The organism is Thalassospira alkalitolerans (assembly GCF_002115745.1).
GTDB classification, from domain to species: Bacteria; Pseudomonadota; Alphaproteobacteria; order Rhodospirillales; family Thalassospiraceae; genus Thalassospira; species Thalassospira alkalitolerans.
The window spans coordinates 257,728-275,972 of the sequence record NZ_JFKB01000002.1; the positions used below are offsets into that span (position 1 = coordinate 257,728).

The following is an 18,245-nucleotide window of genomic DNA, read 5'->3' on the forward strand; positions in this document are numbered from 1 at the left end:
CAATACGACGTCGCATATTTGTTTGAATGACGATGCTAAGGAGTAGGCATCATGGCCTCGCATGACCAAAATCCGATGAACGCACAAACCGATGGCCCCGCCAAATGGCAGTTCTGGGTCGATCGTGGCGGCACATTCACCGATATTGTCGCCCGCAAGCCCGATGGCAGCCTTTTGACGCATAAATTGTTGTCGGAAAATCCGGAACGTTATGCTGATGCCGCCATTCAGGGCATTCGGGAATTGCTGAATGTGCCTGCTGGCGAAAAAATCCCGGCGGAGATGATCGAAGCGGTCAAGATGGGCACCACGGTTGCCACCAACGCATTGCTGGAACGTAAAGGCGACCGCACGGTTTTGGTCACCACGACCGGTTTCCGCGATGCATTGCGCATTGCCTATCAGAACCGGCCGAAGCTTTTTGTTCGCAATGTCAGATTGCCAGAATTGCTATATGAGCGCGTGATCGAGGCCGATGGCCGGTTTGATGCCCAAGGCACCGAACTGACCGCGCTTAACCGCGATAACCTGCGCCGCGATTTGCAAGCGGCCTTTGATGACGGCATTCGGGCCTGCGCCATCGTGTTTATGCATGGTTATCGCTATACGGGCCACGAAAATGCGGCGGCTGAAATTGCCCGTGAGATCGGCTTTACCCAGGTGTCGGTCAGCAATCAGGTCAGCCCCTTGATGAAGCTGGTGTCACGCGGCGATACCACGGTGGTTGATGCCTATTTGTCGCCGATCCTGCGCCGCTATGTTGATCAGGTCGCGGGCGAGCTTGGCGGCGTGAAACTGATGTTCATGCAGTCCAATGGTGGCCTTACCGATGCCGCGAAATTCCAGGGCAAGGACGCGATCTTGTCCGGGCCTGCGGGCGGGGTTGTCGGCATGGTGCGAACCGCCGAAATGGACGGGTTCAGCCAGGTTATCGGGTTCGACATGGGCGGCACATCAACCGATGTTTCGCATTATGACGGCGAATATGAACGCGATTTCGAAACCCAGGTTGCCGGTGTGCGGATGCGCGCCCCGATGATGAAAATTCATACCGTCGCGGCGGGCGGCGGGTCTATCCTGCATTTCGATGGCGCACGTTTCCGCGTTGGGCCAGACAGTGCCGGTGCCAATCCCGGCCCGGCAGCCTATCGTCGCGGTGGGCCGCTTGCGGTGACGGATATTAATGTCATGCTGGGCAAGGTTCAGCCCGATTTCTTCCCGAACCTGTTTGGCCCCGAAGGCAACGAGCCGCTTGACGCCGATGCGGTCAAGGCCGGTTTTGCCAAAATGGCCGCCGAGATTAAAGATACCACCGGTCAGGTGCGTACGCCCGAAGAAGTTGCCGAAGGGTTCTTGCGCATTGCTGTTGAAAACATGGCCAATGCGATCAAACAAATCTCGGTCCAGCGCGGCTATGACGTGACCGATTATATCTTGCAATGCTTTGGCGGGGCCGGCGGGCAACATGCCTGTCAGGTGGCAGATACGCTGGGCATGACGCGGGTGTTTGTCCATCCGTTTGCCGGGGTTTTATCGGCCTATGGCATGGGGCTTGCCGATATTCGCGCCATGCGTGAAAAGGCGGTCGAGGCGACGCTTGAGGCATCGGCGCTGGGCGGGCTTGATGAACAGCTTGACGCGCTTGCGGTTGAAGCACGCGGTGAGTTGCATGAACAGGGCATTACGGATGCCAAGATCAGCCTGCTGAAAAAGCTGCATCTGCGCTATGACGGGACGGATAATCCGTTGATCGTTGATTTTGGCGATGTGGCGTCGATCAAGACCCAATTCGAAGACCAGCACAAGCAACGCTATGGCTTTGTGATGGATGAAAAGCCACTGGTGGTCGAGGCGGTTGCGGTTGAGGCGATTGGCGAAACCCAAGGATTGCCCGATACCGAGGAAGAAATTGCCAAGGACGGCATTGCCCCAAATGCCCTTGCGACCCGCAAGGTGGTGTTTGATGGCACATCCCAAGATACGCCGTTCTATAAACGCGAAGACATGAAACCGGGGGCCACGGTGCGCGGCCCGGCGGTGATTATCGAGCCGGTTGGAACGACGGTGATTGATCCGGGCTGGGAAGCCAAGGTGAACGGCCGGGATCATTTGGTTCTGACCCGTGTGGTGGCGCTTAAACGCATGGAAGCGATTGGCACACAGGCCGATCCGGTGATGCTTGAAGTGTTCAACAATTTGTTCATGAATATCGCCGAGCAGATGGGGGTGACGCTTGCCAATACGTCTTATTCGGTCAACATCAAGGAACGGCTTGATTTTTCCTGTGCGCTATTTGATCAGGAAGGCCTTTTGATTGCCAATGCGCCGCATATGCCGGTGCATTTGGGATCAATGGGGGAATCGGTTCAGGCGGTGATGGAAAAGAACGCCGGGAAAATGAAATCCGGCGATGTTTACATGCTGAACGATCCCTATAACGGCGGCACGCATTTGCCCGATATTACCTTGATCACGCCGGTGTTTGGTGATGATGGCAAGGATATCCTGTTCTATGTTGCATCGCGTGGTCACCATGCCGATGTTGGCGGGATCACGCCGGGCTCTATGGCACCAAATTCGCGGGTGTTGGAGGAAGAAGGCGTTCTGATCGACAACTTCAAACTGGTCGATCAGGGCAAGTTCGACGAGGTTGGGTTAACCGGCTTGCTCGAAGGGGCGAAATATCCGGCGCGCAATCCGTATCAAAATATAGCCGATTTGCGGGCCCAGATTGCGGCGAATGAAAAGGGCGTGCAGGAACTGCGCAAGATGGTCGATCACTTTGGCCTTGATGTTGTCCATGCCTATATGGGCCATGTGCAGGACAATGCCGAAGAAAGTGTGCGCCGCGTGATTGACGTGCTGAAAGACGGCGAGTTTTCCTATGAAATGGATAATGGCGCGGTGGTTAAAGCCAAGGTCACGATCCATAAGGAAACCCGATCCGCCACGGTTGATTTCACCGGCACATCCGATCAGCTTGATAACAATTTCAATGCGCCATCGGCGGTAACACGGGCTGCTGTGCTTTATGTCTTTCGGACTTTGGTCGATGACGATATTCCGTTGAATGCCGGGTGCCTGAAACCGGTTGATTTGATCGTGCCGGAAGGATCAATGCTGAACCCGCGTTATCCGGCCGCGGTTGTCGCCGGGAATGTTGAAACATCGCAGCATGTTACCGATACGCTTTACGCTGCCCTTGGCGTGATGTCGGGCGCACAGGGCACGATGAACAACTTTACCTGGGGCAATGATACGCACCAGTATTACGAAACCATCTGTGGCGGGACCGGTGCCGGGCCGGATTATGACGGCACATCAGGCGTGCATTCGCATATGACCAATTCACGCCTGACCGACCCGGAAGTGCTTGAATGGCGCTTCCCGGTGATGCTTGAAAGCTTTGGCATCCGTCAAGGTTCCGGTGGTGCGGGCAAACACAAGGGCGGCGATGGCACGACGCGCCGGGTGCGTTTCCTTGAAGAAATGACCGCATCGATTCTGTCCAACCATCGCCGCGTGCCGGTTCAGGCCGTTGCAGGCGGGCAGCCGGGCAAGCTCGGCCGCAATGCGATTGAACGTGCCGATGGCACGGTCGAGGAACTTAAAGGCACCGATGGGGCGACCATGTATCCCGGTGATGTTTTCATCATCGAAACGCCGGGGGGCGGCGGTTACGGAAAGGCCTGACGGCCACTGAATGGCAGCGCCAATTCAGAGCGACCGTTGACATTCGGGAATGCTTCCACCGTGAGGTGTTCCCGACAGGATGCTCCTTGTCAGACTTGAAGCCGTCGGGAAACCGGCGGCTTTTTTATCTATAGAATTCATGTGGATTGTGATGAGTAAAATAAGGCATTTCAGAGTAAACGCGCTCATTTGGTCGCTCATCTAAGATAAGCTCACAACGTCTGGAATCACAATGCACTGCTCCAAGGAACTGATGATCACAGTGAGGGCAGTTCAATTCTATGTCGTGATAAATGTCTATCTGATCCTCTGTTCGGATTTGATTCCAGTTAGGTTCATCAAACTTAACTTGGATGGGGTGTGCTCGTTCGCATATAGGACATTTGATATCAAATTGAATGCTGAATTTGTGCATGTTTAGACCTTTGGGTGTTACCTTGGGTGTATTTATTCTTGTATAAAATTATCCTAATTTGCGTGTTGTGTTAACTCTGTTCACGATCTGAAAATTGGAAAAAAGCTGAAAAAGTAATCTTTGTCTTTTTCTGGGTTTTTAAATGCCAGACATTGCCATTGAGGTGCCGGGTTAAATGAACAATGATTGGACATTCGGATGTCCCGGCGTCAGCTAATGGCAATCTGGCAGGACTGTAACGGATGACAGGTGCAGCGATGAAACGCCTTGCAGGGATTAACGCAACGTCCAAGCCATTCACGCTTTCGCTTTTGTGGGATAGCGGGTTTGAACAGCAGGTCGATCTTTCCGGCCTGATTGCCCTGTCACGTCATTTTGCCGTGTTTGCCGATGACCCGGATGCCTTCGCAAAGGTGGGCGTGATCAATTGGGGGCATGGTATCGCGTGGGAAAACGGGCTGGATTACAGCGTGGAAAATCTTGCGCCGATTGCTGACGAGCAGGCCGATGTCGATGGATGGAGGTGTCAATGACCACCAAAACCAAAGCCAATACTGTTACCCTGTCGGTTGCGTCGCGTGATGATGTGACCAAACGTGCGCTGGCCGCGTTTGAGGGCACTGCACAAGGGGCGCATATCTCTTTCGCGTCGGTCGAGTTGTTGTGGCAGACCATGACGACCAAACGTTGGGAGTTGCTTAAGGCAATGACCGGGCAAGGGGCGATGAGCATGCGCGAAGCCGCCCGGCGGGTTGGGCGTGATGTTAAAAGCGTTCATGGCGATGTTCACGCCTTGCTTGACGCCGGTGTTTTGGACCGCGAGGAAGATGGCCGGATCGTTTTTCCCTTTGATGCGGTGCATGTCGATTTCACCCTGACGGCAGCGGCGTAAGCGGGTACGATTGAGTGTGCGCGCCATTAAACACGCTCCGCATTATTATATGGGATAGGGTCACAGTGAAATTCCTGATCTTGAATCAACGTTACGCGGTTCTCGCCGGTGTGACGGTCTTGACGATTGCGTCGTTGATTTGCGCAAGTCTGGTGGATGTCTGGTTTTGGGTGCCAGCCGTCATTTTCGGGTCATTGATGTTGGTCGGCTGGCGCGATATGCGCCAGTTCAGGCATGCGATCCTGCGCAATTATCCGGTTAGCGGGCATATCCGGTTTATCCTTGAAAACTTTCGCCCGGAAATCCGGCAATATATGATCGAAAGCGATCAGGATAAATTGCCGTTCAGCCGTCAGGATCGCGGTCTGGTTTATCAGCGGGCCAAAGGCGTTGAAGACAAGCGCCCGTTTGGCACAATTGAGGATGTGTATGCTTCCGGCTATGCCTGGCTGACCCATTCCGTGACCCCGGCCACGATCACCGATAGCGATTTTCGTGTGCGCGTCGGCGGGCCACAGTGCAAGCAGCCCTATGACGCCAGCCTTTATAATATTTCCGCCATGAGCTTTGGCTCGTTATCGGGCAATGCCATTCTGGCGCTGAATACCGGGGCGAAAAAGGGTGGTTTTGCTCATGATACCGGCGAAGGCAGCATTAGCCGCTATCACCGTGAAGGCGGTGGTGATCTGATTTATCAGGTGGCGTCGGGGTATTTCGGGTGCCGTAATGAGGATGGCAGTTTTTCGGGCGAGAAATTCGCCGAAACCGCCGCAGACCCGCAGGTTAAAATGATCGAGGTCAAGCTAAGCCAAGGGGCCAAGCCTGGCCATGGCGGCATGTTGCCCGCCGCCAAGATCACCCAGGAAATTTCCGACGCGCGCGGCATTCCGATGGGGGTTGATTGTATTTCACCCGCAGCCCATAGCACGTTTTCAACCCCGATTGGCCTGATGGAATTCATTGCGAAATTGCGTGATCTTTCAGGCGGCAAGCCGGTTGGCTTTAAACTGTGCATCGGGCATCGCCGCGAATTTATGTGCATGGTCAAGGCGATGCTGCAAACCGGTATCTTGCCCGATTTCATCGTTGTTGATGGCAAGGAAGGCGGCACCGGTGCGGCCCCGGTTGAATTTGCCAATAGTGTCGGCATGCCGATGCTTGAAGGACTGACATTTGTCCATAATGCGCTGCGCGGGGCGGGTGTGCGCGATCAGATCAAAATCGGGGCGGCGGGCAAGATCGTTTCGGCCTTTGATATTGCGCGTACGCTGGCGTTGGGGGCGGATTGGTGTAATGCGGCGCGTGGGTTTATGTTTGCGCTGGGCTGTATTCAGGCCCAGTCATGCCATACCAACTGTTGCCCGGTCGGCATCGCGACGCAGGACCCAATGCGCCAGCGCGCGATTGATACCGGCGATAAAAGCGACCGGGTGGCGCGGTTCCATCACAATACGATGCATGCGCTGGGCGAGATTACCGGCGCGGCGGGGCTTCATGATCCGCGCAATTTCATGCCCTATCACTTCATGTTCCGCAAAAAGGACAATGAATTTACCGATGGCAATGAAGCCTATCCGTATTTGCCGGAGGGCTTTCTTGTTTCGGCCGGGCCAGAGATCGAAGGACTGCATGATTGGTATTCGCGCTGGGAACGGGCATCGGCGGAGACCTTTGCGCCATCCGAAATCCCGCATGGGCCTTTTGTGCGGCGTAAGGAGATGGCGGGTGAAAAAGCCGCCCAGTAGGAAGACATTCCATGTCCGTCAAATCGGATTGACAGGCTATTGAGTGTTCTGTGTCACGTGTAATGTGAAAAACCCGACCGCTAATCCGGTCGGGTTTTGATTTGTGAGGCGTTGAAATGTTTTTGCACGGATTAGGCCGCGCGTTGCATTTCCACAGTTGGGATGTCTCGCCCCGGGATTGGGCCGGTGACGAGGAAGCCGAATTTGCGGTAAAACGCCTTGGCGCGTTCATTATGGGCGACAACCGAAAGACGCACGTTTGCATGCGGTTTAAGGTCGGCCAATGTATCAAGGGCGGCAATCATCAAGGCCTTGCCTGCGCCAAGCCCATGGGCGGCCGGATCAACCATGATCCAGTCGATTTCCGGTGCATCATGGATGACAATCACATAGCCCAAAAGATCATCATTCTGGGTGGCGACGATGACGCTGTGATTGTCGCTGGCAAGGGCGGTTTCAAACACATTGGTCGACATGTCGACATAGCGGGCAACGGTGGCGGTGGCGGCATCACCCATGCCTTCGATGAAATAGGTTGAATCCGTGGCGCGCTTGGTTAAATCGCGGATCAGGGGAAGGTCGTCGGCGGTGCCTTTGCGGATCTGCATCTTGTCGCTCGTGTCTTTTTATTGTTGGGGCCTGGTTATCCGATGGGACTACCATTGCGTCTTAGATTTTCGAGGGCCTCATACCATTGAGCTGAACGGATGTCATCCCCCTGCTTTGGTGTGTAATTTCGGAGTAATGCACGCGTTAATGGTGAAGGTCTTGAGGGTAAACAATAAAAGGTGCATTGCCGGAAAACCGGCGTGAAAATTATTTAGCGTTTCCGATTTTTATCGCGATACATTTCCCGGTCCGCCTGATCCATCATGGCTTCAAGGCTTTCACGGACGGGTTCGAAAAACACCGATGCCCCGGCACTTATTTTGGGGGTTTCATGGATCGGCTTTTTCGACGCAGGAACCGAAATCTTGGCCGCGCTCAGGGTATTGTGAATGCGGGTGATGATGGTGGTCAAATCGCCGCGATTGCGCACATAGCCCAGAATGGCAAATTCATCGCCGCCGATCCGCCCGCAAATATCAACTTCGCGGATGCTGTCGGTGATGGCGGTGCCAAGGGCCTTAAGGGCGGCATCCCCCGCCGCATGACCGTAATCGTCATTCCAGTGTTTCATATCGTCAAGATCGATGAAAATAAGGCCGATATGATGATGATAGCGCCGTGCGATGCGGATTTTTTGTCGGGCCAGTAATTCAAACCCGGCGCGGTTGTTCAATCCGGTTAATTGGTCAGACAACGAAACGTTGCGCATGGTCTGATAGTGTTCATACAGGCGCAAATCGGTTTCGATCAGATCGCGCAGCGTTTCGATCAGGCGTTGGAAGCTTTCGGGATAATTGGTTGGCTGATTGTCAAAAACGCAAATCGTGCCAAAAAGCGTTCCGTCCGACCAGGTCAGTGGCACCCCGTAATAGGACCGGAAACCATCCTTGGTCAGTTCGGGATTATCGGCCCATTCGGGTTTGTTTTGGGCATCGGGTTCATAAAAGGCGGCCTTTTCATCAATAACCTTGCGGCAATAGATATTGCTTTGCGGTGGGTTGGTGCGCAGGGCAGGCGGCGGGGATGTGGTATCGGCAGTGTCGGAGGTGTTGCCCGAAACGCTACTGATTGCGGCCCGATAGCCCAGTTTTTCGTTATATTCGACAACAAAACCGGCCGAAGCGCCCAGAAGTTCGGTCATCAGGTCAACTGCGCGCTGCCATTTTTCAAGGGACGGCGCGATGGCGTCATCATCGGCAAGCCAGTCCCGTGTTTTGATTTTTACCATATTCTGACTTTCCCCAGTCCCACCTTGTCCGGCCGTCGCGATGTGACGAAACGTTTCAGGGTTCCGCTTCTTTTATGTTTGGTCGTTCCGCGCTGAGAACAAGCTGTCATTGATCCCCAAAACCACGACATCGCGATCCGCGCCGGTATTATCGACCCTGCATTGCAAAAGGTATCACTGTGAAAATTAATGACACCATAACGCCCGCGCCAATATCGCCATGGCCGGGATGGAAAAATTGTGTCAGAACAATGGATTGGGATTTGGGACGGTGATGGGGCAAGATTACGAGCCAGAGCTGAGCCGTTTTTGCGGCTTTTGGTTCTGCTTTGATCAAAAGGCCGGAATTTCGCCCCTTTTGGTTGCGATCACGGGTCGGTCGTGCTGAACTTGGCGGCAACAATATATGACTTTTAACAAAGCCCAAAGATGGAGACGCCCCGATGGCAGACGTGATCGATTACAAGATCCATGGCGAGGAAATGCAACTGGTCGAGATCGAACTTGATCCGGGCGAGGGGGTGCGTGCTGAAGCCGGTGCGATGATGTTTATGTCCGATGGCATCAATATGCAGACCGGCACGGGGGGCGGGCTTTTTTCAGGCTTCAAGCGGATGCTGACCGGGGAAGGGTTCTTTATCACAAGCTTTGTCCATGAAGGATCGGGCAAGGGGCATGTCGGCTTTGCTGCCCCTTATCCGGGCAAGGTCGTGCCGATGAACCTCTCGGAGTTTGGTGGCGAGATTATTTGCCAGAAAGACGCATTTTTATGCGCGGCATCGGGCATTGATATCGATATCGCCTTTTCCAAGAAACTCGGTGCGGGTTTGTTTGGTGGCGAAGGGTTTATCCTGCAACGTCTAAGCGGCGATGGCCTGGCATTTGTTCATGCGGGCGGCACGATCATTCGCAAGGATTTGCAACCCGGTCAGACGCTTCGCGTGGATACCGGTGCGTTGGTGGCGATGACGCCAACAATTGATTATTCGATCAAATTTATTGGCGGTTTCAAAAACGCACTGTTTGGGGGCGAGGGGCTTTTTGTTACCACCCTTGAAGGGCCGGGAACGGTTTGGTTGCAAACATTGCCCTTTGCGCGTCTGGCCGATCGTGTCGCCGCCGCCCTGCCCAAGGATCGAAACAAGGGATAGGGCGCGATTATCCTATGTCTGGTCCGGGCTTGTAATCCGGGCTTGTGGTTTGGCTAACCATATCCGCAGCCCAGTCCAGAAAGGCATCGATTTGTTCCTGCCGGTGGGTGATTGATCGGCAGGACAGAATATATCCCCGGTCCGACCCCAGTATGACATCGCCAAGTGCGATCAACTGCCCGGATTTCAGATGTTGCTGCAATAACGCGGTCCAGCCGAGTGCCACGCCCTGCCCTGACAGGGTGGCCGAAAGAACCAGCAGATAGGTATTGAACCGGTGGCCATAAAGCGGGCCGGTATCTTCGACCCCGGCAGCACGTAGCCAACTTTCCCAGTTAAACCAGCTATGGTCGATTTCACTATCAAGATGGATCAGCGGATAATCGCGAAGGTCAGCGATATCGCCCGGTTGGCCATGGGTTTTCAGGAAGTCCGGGCTGCAAACCGGGGTGACCTGTTCGGGCAGAAGCATCACGTCTTCTGGGCCGCAAACCCCAAATGAAATTTCGATATCGATGTTCTGGTCTGTGGCAAATCGGCCGGTCTGATTGGTGACGACATTGACTTCGATATCGGGGTGACGCGCGATAAATTCCGGTAGATGCGGCATCAGGATAAAGGAGGCAAAGGCAAAATCAGTCCCGACGCTAAGTCTTGTGGAACGGCGGGTTTTAATCTGTTCGACGGTGCGGTCAATCTGACCAAAGGCGACAGAGATGCAATCAAACAATTCCTGCCCGGCGCGCGTCAGGGAAACACCGCGATGCTGACGGCGAAATAGCGGATGGCCAAGTTGTTCTTCCAATACTGTGATTTGGTGGCTGACAGCGGGTTGGCCAACGCCCAATTCACGGGCAGCAGCGGTGAAACTGGCGCATCGGGCGGCGGCTTCGAACGCGATCAGGGCATGCGGGGACGGGATATGATCATATTTCATGGTATCAATATTATTGATGTTATGGATCGATGCAAGCGGCCTTCACAGGCGATGTACAAACATGAAACAAAGCGTTTCCCAAGATTTCCCCATGCTGCAGTTTGGCGAAAGCCATCATGTTTGTGAATGCCAGAAAGGATAAGCGGTGCCGAAGGCCTCGAAACCGATGAATATTTTATTTGTCATGGCCGATCAGTTGGCGGCGCGTTGCCTGCCGGTTTATGGTCATGATGTGGTCAAGACGCCCAATATTGATGCGCTGTGTGAAAACGCTGTGGTCTTTGATTCTGCCTATACCAACAGCCCGCTATGCGCGCCGTCGCGTTTTTGCCTGATGACCGGGCAATTGCCCGACCGGATCAAGGCCTATGATAATGCATCGGATTTGCCATCCGATATTCCGACTGTGGCGCATTATCTGCGACGCGCGGGATATCGCACCGCCCTTTCGGGCAAGATGCATTTTTGCGGCGCCGATCAGTTGCATGGCTATGAAGATCGCCTGACAGCCGATATTTATCCGGCGGATTACGGCTGGTACTGTGATTGGGATAATTTCGACGACCGCCCGACCTGGTATCACAATATGGGATCGGTGACGCAGGCCGGGCCGGTTTACCGGTCAAACCAGCTTGATTTCGATGATGAAACCGCGTTCGAGGCAAAGCGATATCTTTATGATGTGGCGCGTCAGAAAAAACACGATGATCGTCCGTTCTTCCTGACGGTGTCGTTTACCCATCCGCATGATCCGTATAATGCGCGCCCGGAATTCTGGGATATGTATGACGGGGGTGATATTGATCCGGTGCGGGTCAAAATCCCCAAGGATGACCTTGACCCGCATTCACAGCGGTTGCGCCATGTTTACAATCTGGATCAACAGCCGGTCACCGATGATGAAATTCTGCAGGCGCGCCGGGCCTATTATGCATCGATCAGTTATGTCGACAGTCTGGTCGGATCGTTGATGCAGACGTTGCGCGAAACCGGCATGGATGAAAATACCCTTGTCGTATTTAGCGGTGATCACGGCGATATGCTGGGCGAACGCGGTATGTGGTATAAAATGTCGTGGTTTGAACCCAGCGCACGGGTGCCGATGTTCTTTGCCTTTCCCCGTGCCAAGGGCCAGAAACGGGTTTCGCAGTCGGTGTCGCTGATTGATATATTGCCAACCCTTCGTGATTTGGCCGGGGATACCGGTTCTGATCCGGCCGATCCGATTGATGGACGAAGCCTTGTGCCGCATTTGCAGGGTACGGGCGGCCATGACGAGGTGATTGGCGAATATTGCGGCGAAGGCGCGCTGTCGCCGATCATCATGATCCGGCGCGGGGCCTATAAATACATCGCATCCGGCGTTGATCCCGACATGCTTTATGATTTGAAAAATGATCCCGATGAACTGCGCGATCTGATTAATGATCCGGCGCATCGCGAAACCCGTGATGCGTTTCGTGCCGAACTTTCGGAAAACTGGGATCTTGAGGCATTTCGCGAGCGGGTCATCCATAGCCAGAAACGCCGCAAGCTGGTGTATGAGGCCTTGACGCAGGGCCACATCACGTCGTGGGATCATCAGCCAAAACGCGATACTTCGACCATGTATATGCGCAATCATCTTGATCTTGATGATGTTGAAATGGATGCGCGTCTGACGGTGCCAAGGGCAGGTGCCGCAGGGACAAAGACAGATACGAAGTTCAATTAATCAGGAACCATGGAGGCAAAAATGAAAAAATCAGGACTTATGAAGATCATGGCAATCGGTGTTGTTGCGGCCGGTTTTTGCGGCGCGACCCCGGCAATGGCGGCAGATGCGGCATGTGATACGGTGGTGTTTTCCGATCCGCAATGGACCGATATTACATCGACCAATGCGCTGACCGGTGTGGTGCTTGAGGCACTTGGTTATGAGCAGAAGGTTGAAACCATTTCCGTACCGGTGACGTTTGAAATGCTGGGTGCGGGCGAAGTCGACGTGTTTCAGGGCAACTGGATGCCGGCACAGCAGAAATTTGTGACCGCGGCCGATGAAAAGGGCGGGATCAACAATCTGGGTGTCAACCTGAAAGGGGCCAAGTTCACGTTGGCGGTGCCGGAATATGTGGCCGCGGCCGGGATCAAAAGCTTTGCCGATCTGGGCACGCATGGCGACGAATTTGATCACAAGATTTATGGCATTGAACCGGGTTCCCCGGCCAACCAGCTGATCCAGAAAATGATCGATGACGGTGATTTCGGCCTTAAGGGCTGGGAACTGGTGGAAAGCAGTGAACAGGCGATGCTGGCACAGGCCAAGCGTCTGGAACGCGATCAGGAATGGATTGTTTTTCTGGCATGGGCACCGCATCCGATGAACAACCAGTTTGATCTGACCTATCTTGAAGGCGGGGATGATTATTTCGGCCCGAATTACGGTGGGGCGGATGTTTACACGCTGGTGCGTGACGGGTTTGCCGATGCCTGCCCGAATGTGGGCAAGCTGCTTGATAACGTCAGTTTCAGCCTTGAAATGGAAAACACCATGATGGGTATGATCATTGATGATGGCATGGCGCCCAATGATGCCGCGACCAAGCTATTGAAACAGGACCCATCGGTTCTGGATGCGTGGCTTGACGGGGTGATGACCAAGGACGGCAAGGACGGCCTTGCCGCGGTTAAAGGCGCGCTTGGGCTCTGAAACAGACGCGATAATTGATCTGCAAGAACGAAACCGCCCGTGGTGTCATGGGCGGTTTTTTGCGTCTAAGGGTTAAAAGGTAATACCAATTTTGCGTCTGGCGGATTAGGGTGGGCAGAACATTACAAGGCAGCCCGCCGGTCCCCACATTCGTATTGTCGGTCGGCTTGCCGGAACGCCACCCAAGGGTATTGCCCCGTCGGGGCTGGCAAGGCCCCGGGATCAAGACCCGGAACGAAGAGGAAGCCCATGTCGGATCGTCAGTATCAACGCATTGAAACCCCCACAGACCTGATTGCGCGATTGCGCGAGATGCTGGGGGATCGGCTGTCGACGGCGGCGGCCGTGCTTGAACAGCATGGCAAGGATGAAAGCTGGCACGCATCATCGCCGCCCGATGCGGTGGTGTTTGCAACCTCGACCGAAGAAGTCGCCGAGGTTGTTAAGCTGTGTGCGGCCCAGAATGTGCCGATTGTGCCGTTTGGTACCGGGTCGTCGCTTGAAGGGCATGTTGCCGCCCTTCGCGGCGGGATTTGCATTGATCTGTCGCGGATGGATGCGATCCTTGAGGTTCACAACGAAGACCTTGATTGCCGGGTACAGGCCGGGGTGACGCGCGAACAGTTAAATGATCATCTGCGCGATACCGGTTTGTTTTTTCCGATTGATCCGGGGGCGAATGCATCCATTGGTGGCATGACCGCAACACGGGCATCGGGGACCAATGCAGTGCGTTATGGCACCATGCGCGAAAATGTTTTGAACCTGACGGTGGTGACGCCGGATGGTAAAATCATCAAGACTGCCAACCGGGCGCGCAAATCATCGGCGGGTTATGATTTGACCCGGCTGTTTGTCGGTTCCGAAGGCACACTTGGCGTGATTACGGAAATCGGGTTGAAGCTGTATGGCATCCCCGAAGCCATGTCGGCCGCCGTTTGCGTATTTCCATCTGTTGATGCCGCCGTTGATACCGTGATCCTGACCATTCAGGCCGGTATTCCGGTGGCGCGGATTGAATTTTTGGATGAAATGCAAATTCGCGCGATCAACAATTATTCCAAAACCGATCACAAGGAAGCGCCGACGCTGTTCTTTGAATTCCATGGCACCGACGCCGGGGTCAAGGAACAGGCAGAATTCGTGCAATCGGTGGCCGAGGAATTTGGCGCCGAGGAATTTCAGTGGGCGACCCGTCAAGAAGACCGCAATAAATTATGGGCCGCACGGCACAAGGCATATTACGCATCGCTTCAGCTTGAACCGGGCAAGGCGGGTATGCCGACCGATGTCTGCGTGCCGATTTCCAAACTGGCCGAAGCAATCCGTGAAACGCGGGCTGATTGCGATGCCAGCCCGTTGACCTGCACGATTGTTGGTCATGTTGGCGATGGTAATTTCCATACCTTGATCCTGCTGGACCCGAATGATGCCGGTCAGATGGCAGAAGCCAAACGCCTGCACGATCGCATGGTCGAACGCGCGCTGAAACTGGGCGGGACATGCACCGGGGAGCACGGCATCGGCTATGGCAAGCTTGACTTCATGGAAGCCGAACATGGCCCGGATACGATTGCATTGATGCGTAGCATCAAATCAGCAATTGATCCCAAGGGCCTGATGAATCCGGGAAAACTGATCCCGGGTCTTTGATCGGTCAGATTGCTTTGATGATCGTGTCTTGGTGATACAAAAATGAATAACGGGTCCCGGTGGGGCCCGTTTTCATTGCAGGAATGTATCGCCGGGTTTTAACAGGTTTTCAGGATCAGAACCGGACGGAAAGCGATAGCGATCCGAATTGGTCGCCCTTATCCTGGCCTTCAAATTCGGCAGTACGATAAACATGGGTGTAGGTAAAGCGCGCCTGCCCGACGATGACGGCAAAACCGATTTGCAGATCACCGACCAACGGTTCCTTGTCAATCGAATGGCTGTTGGCGAAGGTGTTGCCATCAAGGGTGATGTCGCGCAGCACCCAGCGTCCGGCAACACCGGCAAACAAATAGCCACCAACCGGGAAACTTTGGGTGTTGGGGGCAAAGAAATCAGATCCTGGCAGGCTGGGCCGGATGCGCGGCGGGCCGTAATCGGCAGGCAGATCAAAGCCAAGCCGGAACATGGTGCCGAGTTCAGCATTGGTAAAGGCATTGCCCAGCATGAAACCGCCGTGCGGCGTGGCATCATATTCAAGGCCCAGAACATCGCCTTCGAACCAACTGCGATATTTACGTTCATAGGTCAGACCGACGATCGGTTCGTTTTTAATCTGATTGTCCCAGCCTTTGGGATCCGGGCTGTCGATATATTCGTGCACGAATTTCTGGGTATCTTCGGCAAGGGATGCGGGGCCGACCACGCCAAGGGTCAATTCCAGCGTGTCGATCCGGGAATAATTTCCTTCGTCTTCGCGCTGTAACCCAGTATCGGACAGAAGCCCGACACTGCCATACAGCAATCCGGCCCATGGGCGGTCATTGGGCTGATTTTCGGCAATGGTGATGTCGTTGGGGGTATACATGCTTTGCCCCAGCGCATAGCTGGTGCGGATCCGCCCGTTCGAGGCGAAGAACGGCACCGCTTTGGCCGCACTGAGAACCGGCTCGGGGGCGCTGTCTTCGGGGGAGATAAAGGCCAGTCTTACGCCATTGGTGTAGTGCTGGTCCTGATTGTTTTTGGTGAACAGATCGTTTTCAACCGACAGTGACACCCCCCATTTATCATCCGGGGTCCGCATGGATTGTGGGCCTTTGGCCGTATCCTGCTGGGCATGGGCAAGCGTGTCGCCAAGGGTCACAAGGCCAAGCATGGCCAGCGACAGCGGGCGAAGGACCGGAAAACGGGGCAGAATGGTTTTGGGCGATATGGGCGATGTCATTGGATGTTCTGTTCGTTATTTGACCGTAATTTTTGGACCATGAAATCAATCACGGTTCTTATCTTACGCAGTTTATGACGTTGCGGTGCACATACCGCGAAAAGACCAAGCGCGCGCGGGGCGAAATTGTCAAGCACGCTGACAAGTCGGCCATCGGCAAGCAAATCTTCGACCACCAGTCGCGGTGTTAAGGTTATCCCGCAACCTTGCAGCAGTGCATCGCGTTTCGCAAGGCTGCTGTTGACGTAAAAGCGTCCTTTGACCTGAACGCTGCGATCCGTTTCACCATCGGAAAAGGCCCAAAGCCCCGGTCGGCGATCATTGGTGTAAATAAGACAATTATGGTTCAACAGATCCTCGGGGGTTTCAAGCGGGGCGGATTTGGCAAGATAGGCGGGACTTGCACATAAGACTCTGGAATAACCGCATAATCGCCGGGCAATGAGGCTTGAATTAGGCAAGGATTCACGCACCCGAAGGGCAATGTCGAACCCTTTGTCGACGATGTCGACCATCTTGTCATTCAGTTCAAGTTCGATTGACAGGTCAGGATAGGTATCAATCATTTCGGCAATCATCGGTGATAGTTGCATCAAGCCAAAGCCCATCGGGGCGGCAATACGAACGCGCCCGCGCGGACCATCATTTAAGTCGCGCACGGTTTCGTCGGCATCGGTCATGTCATCAAGAATGCCGGTAATGCGCGCAAGATAGGTTTCGCCAGCTTCGGTCAAACTCATACGGCGCGTGGTGCGTGCAATCAATTGAACGCCAAGCTGATCTTCAAGTTCGTTGATATGTTTGGTGATCGTGCCGGGCGTCATGTTGAGTTCACGGGCGGCGGCGGCAAATGTGCCACGTTCGGCGATCTTGCGAAAACATTCCAATGCGCGCAGGCGGTCCATGATGAGTTCCTTTTAGATCGCGTAATAATTTCCAATTTGGAAACAAACTACGATCAAATACCGGTAAGATCGACTGGTAATCTTGTGCTACGGTCGGGAAAATCGTTATTGCCTGTGCGGTGATATCGCAGGCCAGAGGAAGGACTACATCAATGCGCCCCACTTGGGTTAAGCCCGTTTTATTGCTGATTGGTGCCGGTTTTATGGGCGGCAGTTCGATCCTGCTTGCCAAAATCGGCGCACAGGAAGGTATTCCGCCCCTGTCGTATTTGTTCTGGCAATGTCTTGGTGCCGGATTGGTGTTGGGCATGCTTGCCGCACTGCGCGGTGGATTGCCGCCGCTGCGGTGGGATTATATCCGCTATTACTTTTTGGCGGGGTTGGTCAGTCTGGCATTCCCGATGGGGCTTGGGTATTTCATGGTCCCTATTATCGGGGCATCAATGGCCGGTGTGTTTACAGCATTGCCACCGTTGATGACTTATTTGATTTCGATGGGGATCGGAATTGAAACGGCACAGTTCAAACGTTTGATGGGATTGATGGTCGGCTTTTGCGGGGTGTTGTTCCTTTATCTTCCGCAGATCACAGCACCTGACAGTACCCTTTTGGGCTATCTTTTGGTTGCGGCCCTGATCCCGGTCAGTCTGGCGATTGGCAATGTTTATCGCACGGTTGCCTGGCCCAAAGGGGCGTCGCCATTGACGCTGGCATCGGGGATGATGTTAGCCAGTGCGGTTTTATGCCTGATGTTTGAAACCGGCCGCGATCAATTGCATGTGCCCGATATCGATAGCGGGGCGGCGTGGTTGATCATTGCGGTGCAGATGGCGGTCGGCAGCCTGATGTATATTTGTCATTTCGAATTGCAGCGTGTGGCCGGTCCGGTGTTCCTAAGCCAGATTGGTTATGTGATGGCCCTGACAAGTCTTGCCGGGGGAACATTGTTGTTGGGCGAAACATTGCGTTTGGAATTGATTGTGACATTGGGGTGTGTTGTTGCCGGGACTTTTCTTGTCCGTCCGGCTTCTGGCCCGGCCCAGTCCGCGAAGGCGCAAGGGGCGGCAACGCGGTAATTTGGATCATTATGATTTTCTCCACGA

Annotated in this window: 14 protein-coding genes; 9 read left to right on the plus strand and 5 right to left on the minus strand. The window is 54.2% G+C overall.

Annotated elements, in window-relative coordinates; translation table 11 throughout:
• Positions 1-51: 51 nt before the first annotated feature.
• The 4 genes from TALK_RS04185 (at position 52) to TALK_RS04200 (ending at position 6,745) form a co-directional block, all read left to right on the plus strand.
• Complete coding sequence (locus TALK_RS04185; protein WP_085616176.1) at positions 52-3,693, plus strand: hydantoinase B/oxoprolinase family protein; 3,642 nt, start codon at positions 52-54, stop codon at positions 3,691-3,693.
• 672 nt (positions 3,694-4,365) lie between these two features.
• Positions 4,366-4,641 carry a DUF2442 domain-containing protein gene (locus TALK_RS04190; protein ID WP_169714937.1) on the plus strand — a complete coding sequence of 92 codons (276 nt, stop codon included), beginning with the start codon at positions 4,366-4,368 and terminating at the stop codon, positions 4,639-4,641.
• A complete protein-coding gene (locus tag TALK_RS04195; RefSeq protein WP_085616180.1) occupies positions 4,638-5,000 on the plus strand; it encodes an HVO_A0114 family putative DNA-binding protein in 363 nt (120 codons plus the stop codon). Before TALK_RS04190 ends, TALK_RS04195 begins: the two co-directional genes overlap by 4 nt.
• Before the next feature lie 65 nt (positions 5,001-5,065).
• Entirely contained in the window at positions 5,066-6,745 is a 1,680-nt protein-coding gene (locus tag TALK_RS04200) for an FMN-binding glutamate synthase family protein (RefSeq protein WP_085616182.1), read from the plus strand.
• A gap of 131 nt (positions 6,746-6,876) precedes the next feature.
• On the opposite strand, the gene TALK_RS04205 is transcribed toward TALK_RS04200, so the two are convergent.
• Together TALK_RS04205 and TALK_RS04210 are read right to left on the minus strand one after the other, a co-directional pair.
• Complete coding sequence (locus TALK_RS04205; RefSeq protein ID WP_085616184.1) at positions 6,877-7,353, minus strand: GNAT family N-acetyltransferase; 477 nt, start codon at positions 7,351-7,353, stop codon at positions 6,877-6,879.
• A gap of 212 nt (positions 7,354-7,565) precedes the next feature.
• Entirely contained in the window at positions 7,566-8,582 is a 1,017-nt protein-coding gene (locus tag TALK_RS04210; RefSeq protein WP_085616186.1) for a sensor domain-containing diguanylate cyclase, read from the minus strand.
• 443 nt (positions 8,583-9,025) lie between these two features.
• Between TALK_RS04210 and TALK_RS04215 the strand changes: the two genes are divergently transcribed.
• Positions 9,026-9,733, plus strand: a complete 708-nt coding sequence (locus tag TALK_RS04215) for a TIGR00266 family protein (protein ID WP_085616188.1) — start codon at positions 9,026-9,028, stop codon at positions 9,731-9,733.
• A gap of 7 nt (positions 9,734-9,740) precedes the next feature.
• Here TALK_RS04215 and TALK_RS04220 read toward each other — a convergent pair whose 3' ends face one another.
• The gene (locus TALK_RS04220; protein ID WP_085616190.1) at positions 9,741-10,670 is read right to left on the minus strand and encodes a LysR substrate-binding domain-containing protein; all 930 of its coding nucleotides are present in this window, start codon (positions 10,668-10,670) and stop codon (positions 9,741-9,743) included.
• Between the two features lie 145 nt (positions 10,671-10,815).
• On the opposite strand from TALK_RS04220, the gene betC reads away from it, so the two are divergent.
• The 3 genes from betC (at position 10,816) to TALK_RS04235 (ending at position 15,012) form a co-directional block, all read left to right on the plus strand.
• Positions 10,816-12,384, plus strand: a complete 1,569-nt coding sequence (gene betC, locus TALK_RS04225; protein ID WP_245829659.1) for a choline-sulfatase — start codon at positions 10,816-10,818, stop codon at positions 12,382-12,384.
• Positions 12,385-12,405: 21 nt separating this feature from the next.
• Positions 12,406-13,359, plus strand: a complete 954-nt coding sequence (gene choX / locus TALK_RS04230; RefSeq protein WP_085616555.1) for a choline ABC transporter substrate-binding protein — start codon at positions 12,406-12,408, stop codon at positions 13,357-13,359.
• 249 nt (positions 13,360-13,608) lie between these two features.
• Complete coding sequence (locus TALK_RS04235; RefSeq protein ID WP_085616194.1) at positions 13,609-15,012, plus strand: FAD-binding oxidoreductase; 1,404 nt, start codon at positions 13,609-13,611, stop codon at positions 15,010-15,012.
• A 115-nt stretch (positions 15,013-15,127) separates the two neighbouring features.
• Here the strand turns inward: TALK_RS04235 and TALK_RS04240 are convergent, their stop codons facing one another.
• Together TALK_RS04240 and TALK_RS04245 are read right to left on the minus strand one after the other, a co-directional pair.
• Complete coding sequence (locus TALK_RS04240) at positions 15,128-16,237, minus strand: lipid A deacylase LpxR family protein (RefSeq protein ID WP_085616196.1); 1,110 nt, start codon at positions 16,235-16,237, stop codon at positions 15,128-15,130.
• The gene (locus TALK_RS04245) at positions 16,234-17,142 is read right to left on the minus strand and encodes a LysR family transcriptional regulator (protein ID WP_085616198.1); all 909 of its coding nucleotides are present in this window, start codon (positions 17,140-17,142) and stop codon (positions 16,234-16,236) included. The genes TALK_RS04240 and TALK_RS04245 overlap by 4 nt, the downstream gene beginning before the upstream one ends.
• A gap of 152 nt (positions 17,143-17,294) precedes the next feature.
• Here TALK_RS04245 and TALK_RS04250 point away from each other — a divergent pair, with 152 nt between their 5' ends.
• Entirely contained in the window at positions 17,295-18,218 is a 924-nt protein-coding gene (locus TALK_RS04250; protein ID WP_085616200.1) for a DMT family transporter, read from the plus strand.
• The last annotated feature ends 27 nt before the right edge of the window (positions 18,219-18,245 follow it).

Bases quoted from the DNA above. Each gene is read 5' to 3' on its own strand.
- TALK_RS04250 (WP_085616200.1), top strand. From the start codon at position 17,295: ATGCGCCCCACTTGGGTTAAGCCCGTTTTATTGCTGATTGGTGCCGGT.
- TALK_RS04190 (WP_169714937.1), top strand. From the start codon at position 4,366: ATGAAACGCCTTGCAGGGATTAACGCAACGTCCAAGCCATTCACGCTT.
- TALK_RS04210 (WP_085616186.1), bottom strand. From the start codon at position 8,582: ATGGTAAAAATCAAAACACGGGACTGGCTTGCCGATGATGACGCCATC.
- TALK_RS04195 (WP_085616180.1), top strand. From the start codon at position 4,638: ATGACCACCAAAACCAAAGCCAATACTGTTACCCTGTCGGTTGCGTCG.
- TALK_RS04235 (WP_085616194.1), top strand. From the start codon at position 13,609: ATGTCGGATCGTCAGTATCAACGCATTGAAACCCCCACAGACCTGATT.
- TALK_RS04185 (WP_085616176.1), top strand. From the start codon at position 52: ATGGCCTCGCATGACCAAAATCCGATGAACGCACAAACCGATGGCCCC.
- TALK_RS04215 (WP_085616188.1), top strand. From the start codon at position 9,026: ATGGCAGACGTGATCGATTACAAGATCCATGGCGAGGAAATGCAACTG.
- TALK_RS04240 (WP_085616196.1), bottom strand. From the start codon at position 16,237: ATGACATCGCCCATATCGCCCAAAACCATTCTGCCCCGTTTTCCGGTC.
- TALK_RS04205 (WP_085616184.1), bottom strand. From the start codon at position 7,353: ATGCAGATCCGCAAAGGCACCGCCGACGACCTTCCCCTGATCCGCGAT.
- TALK_RS04220 (WP_085616190.1), bottom strand. From the start codon at position 10,670: ATGAAATATGATCATATCCCGTCCCCGCATGCCCTGATCGCGTTCGAA.
- TALK_RS04245 (WP_085616198.1), bottom strand. From the start codon at position 17,142: ATGGACCGCCTGCGCGCATTGGAATGTTTTCGCAAGATCGCCGAACGT.
- choX (WP_085616555.1), top strand. From the start codon at position 12,406: ATGAAAAAATCAGGACTTATGAAGATCATGGCAATCGGTGTTGTTGCG.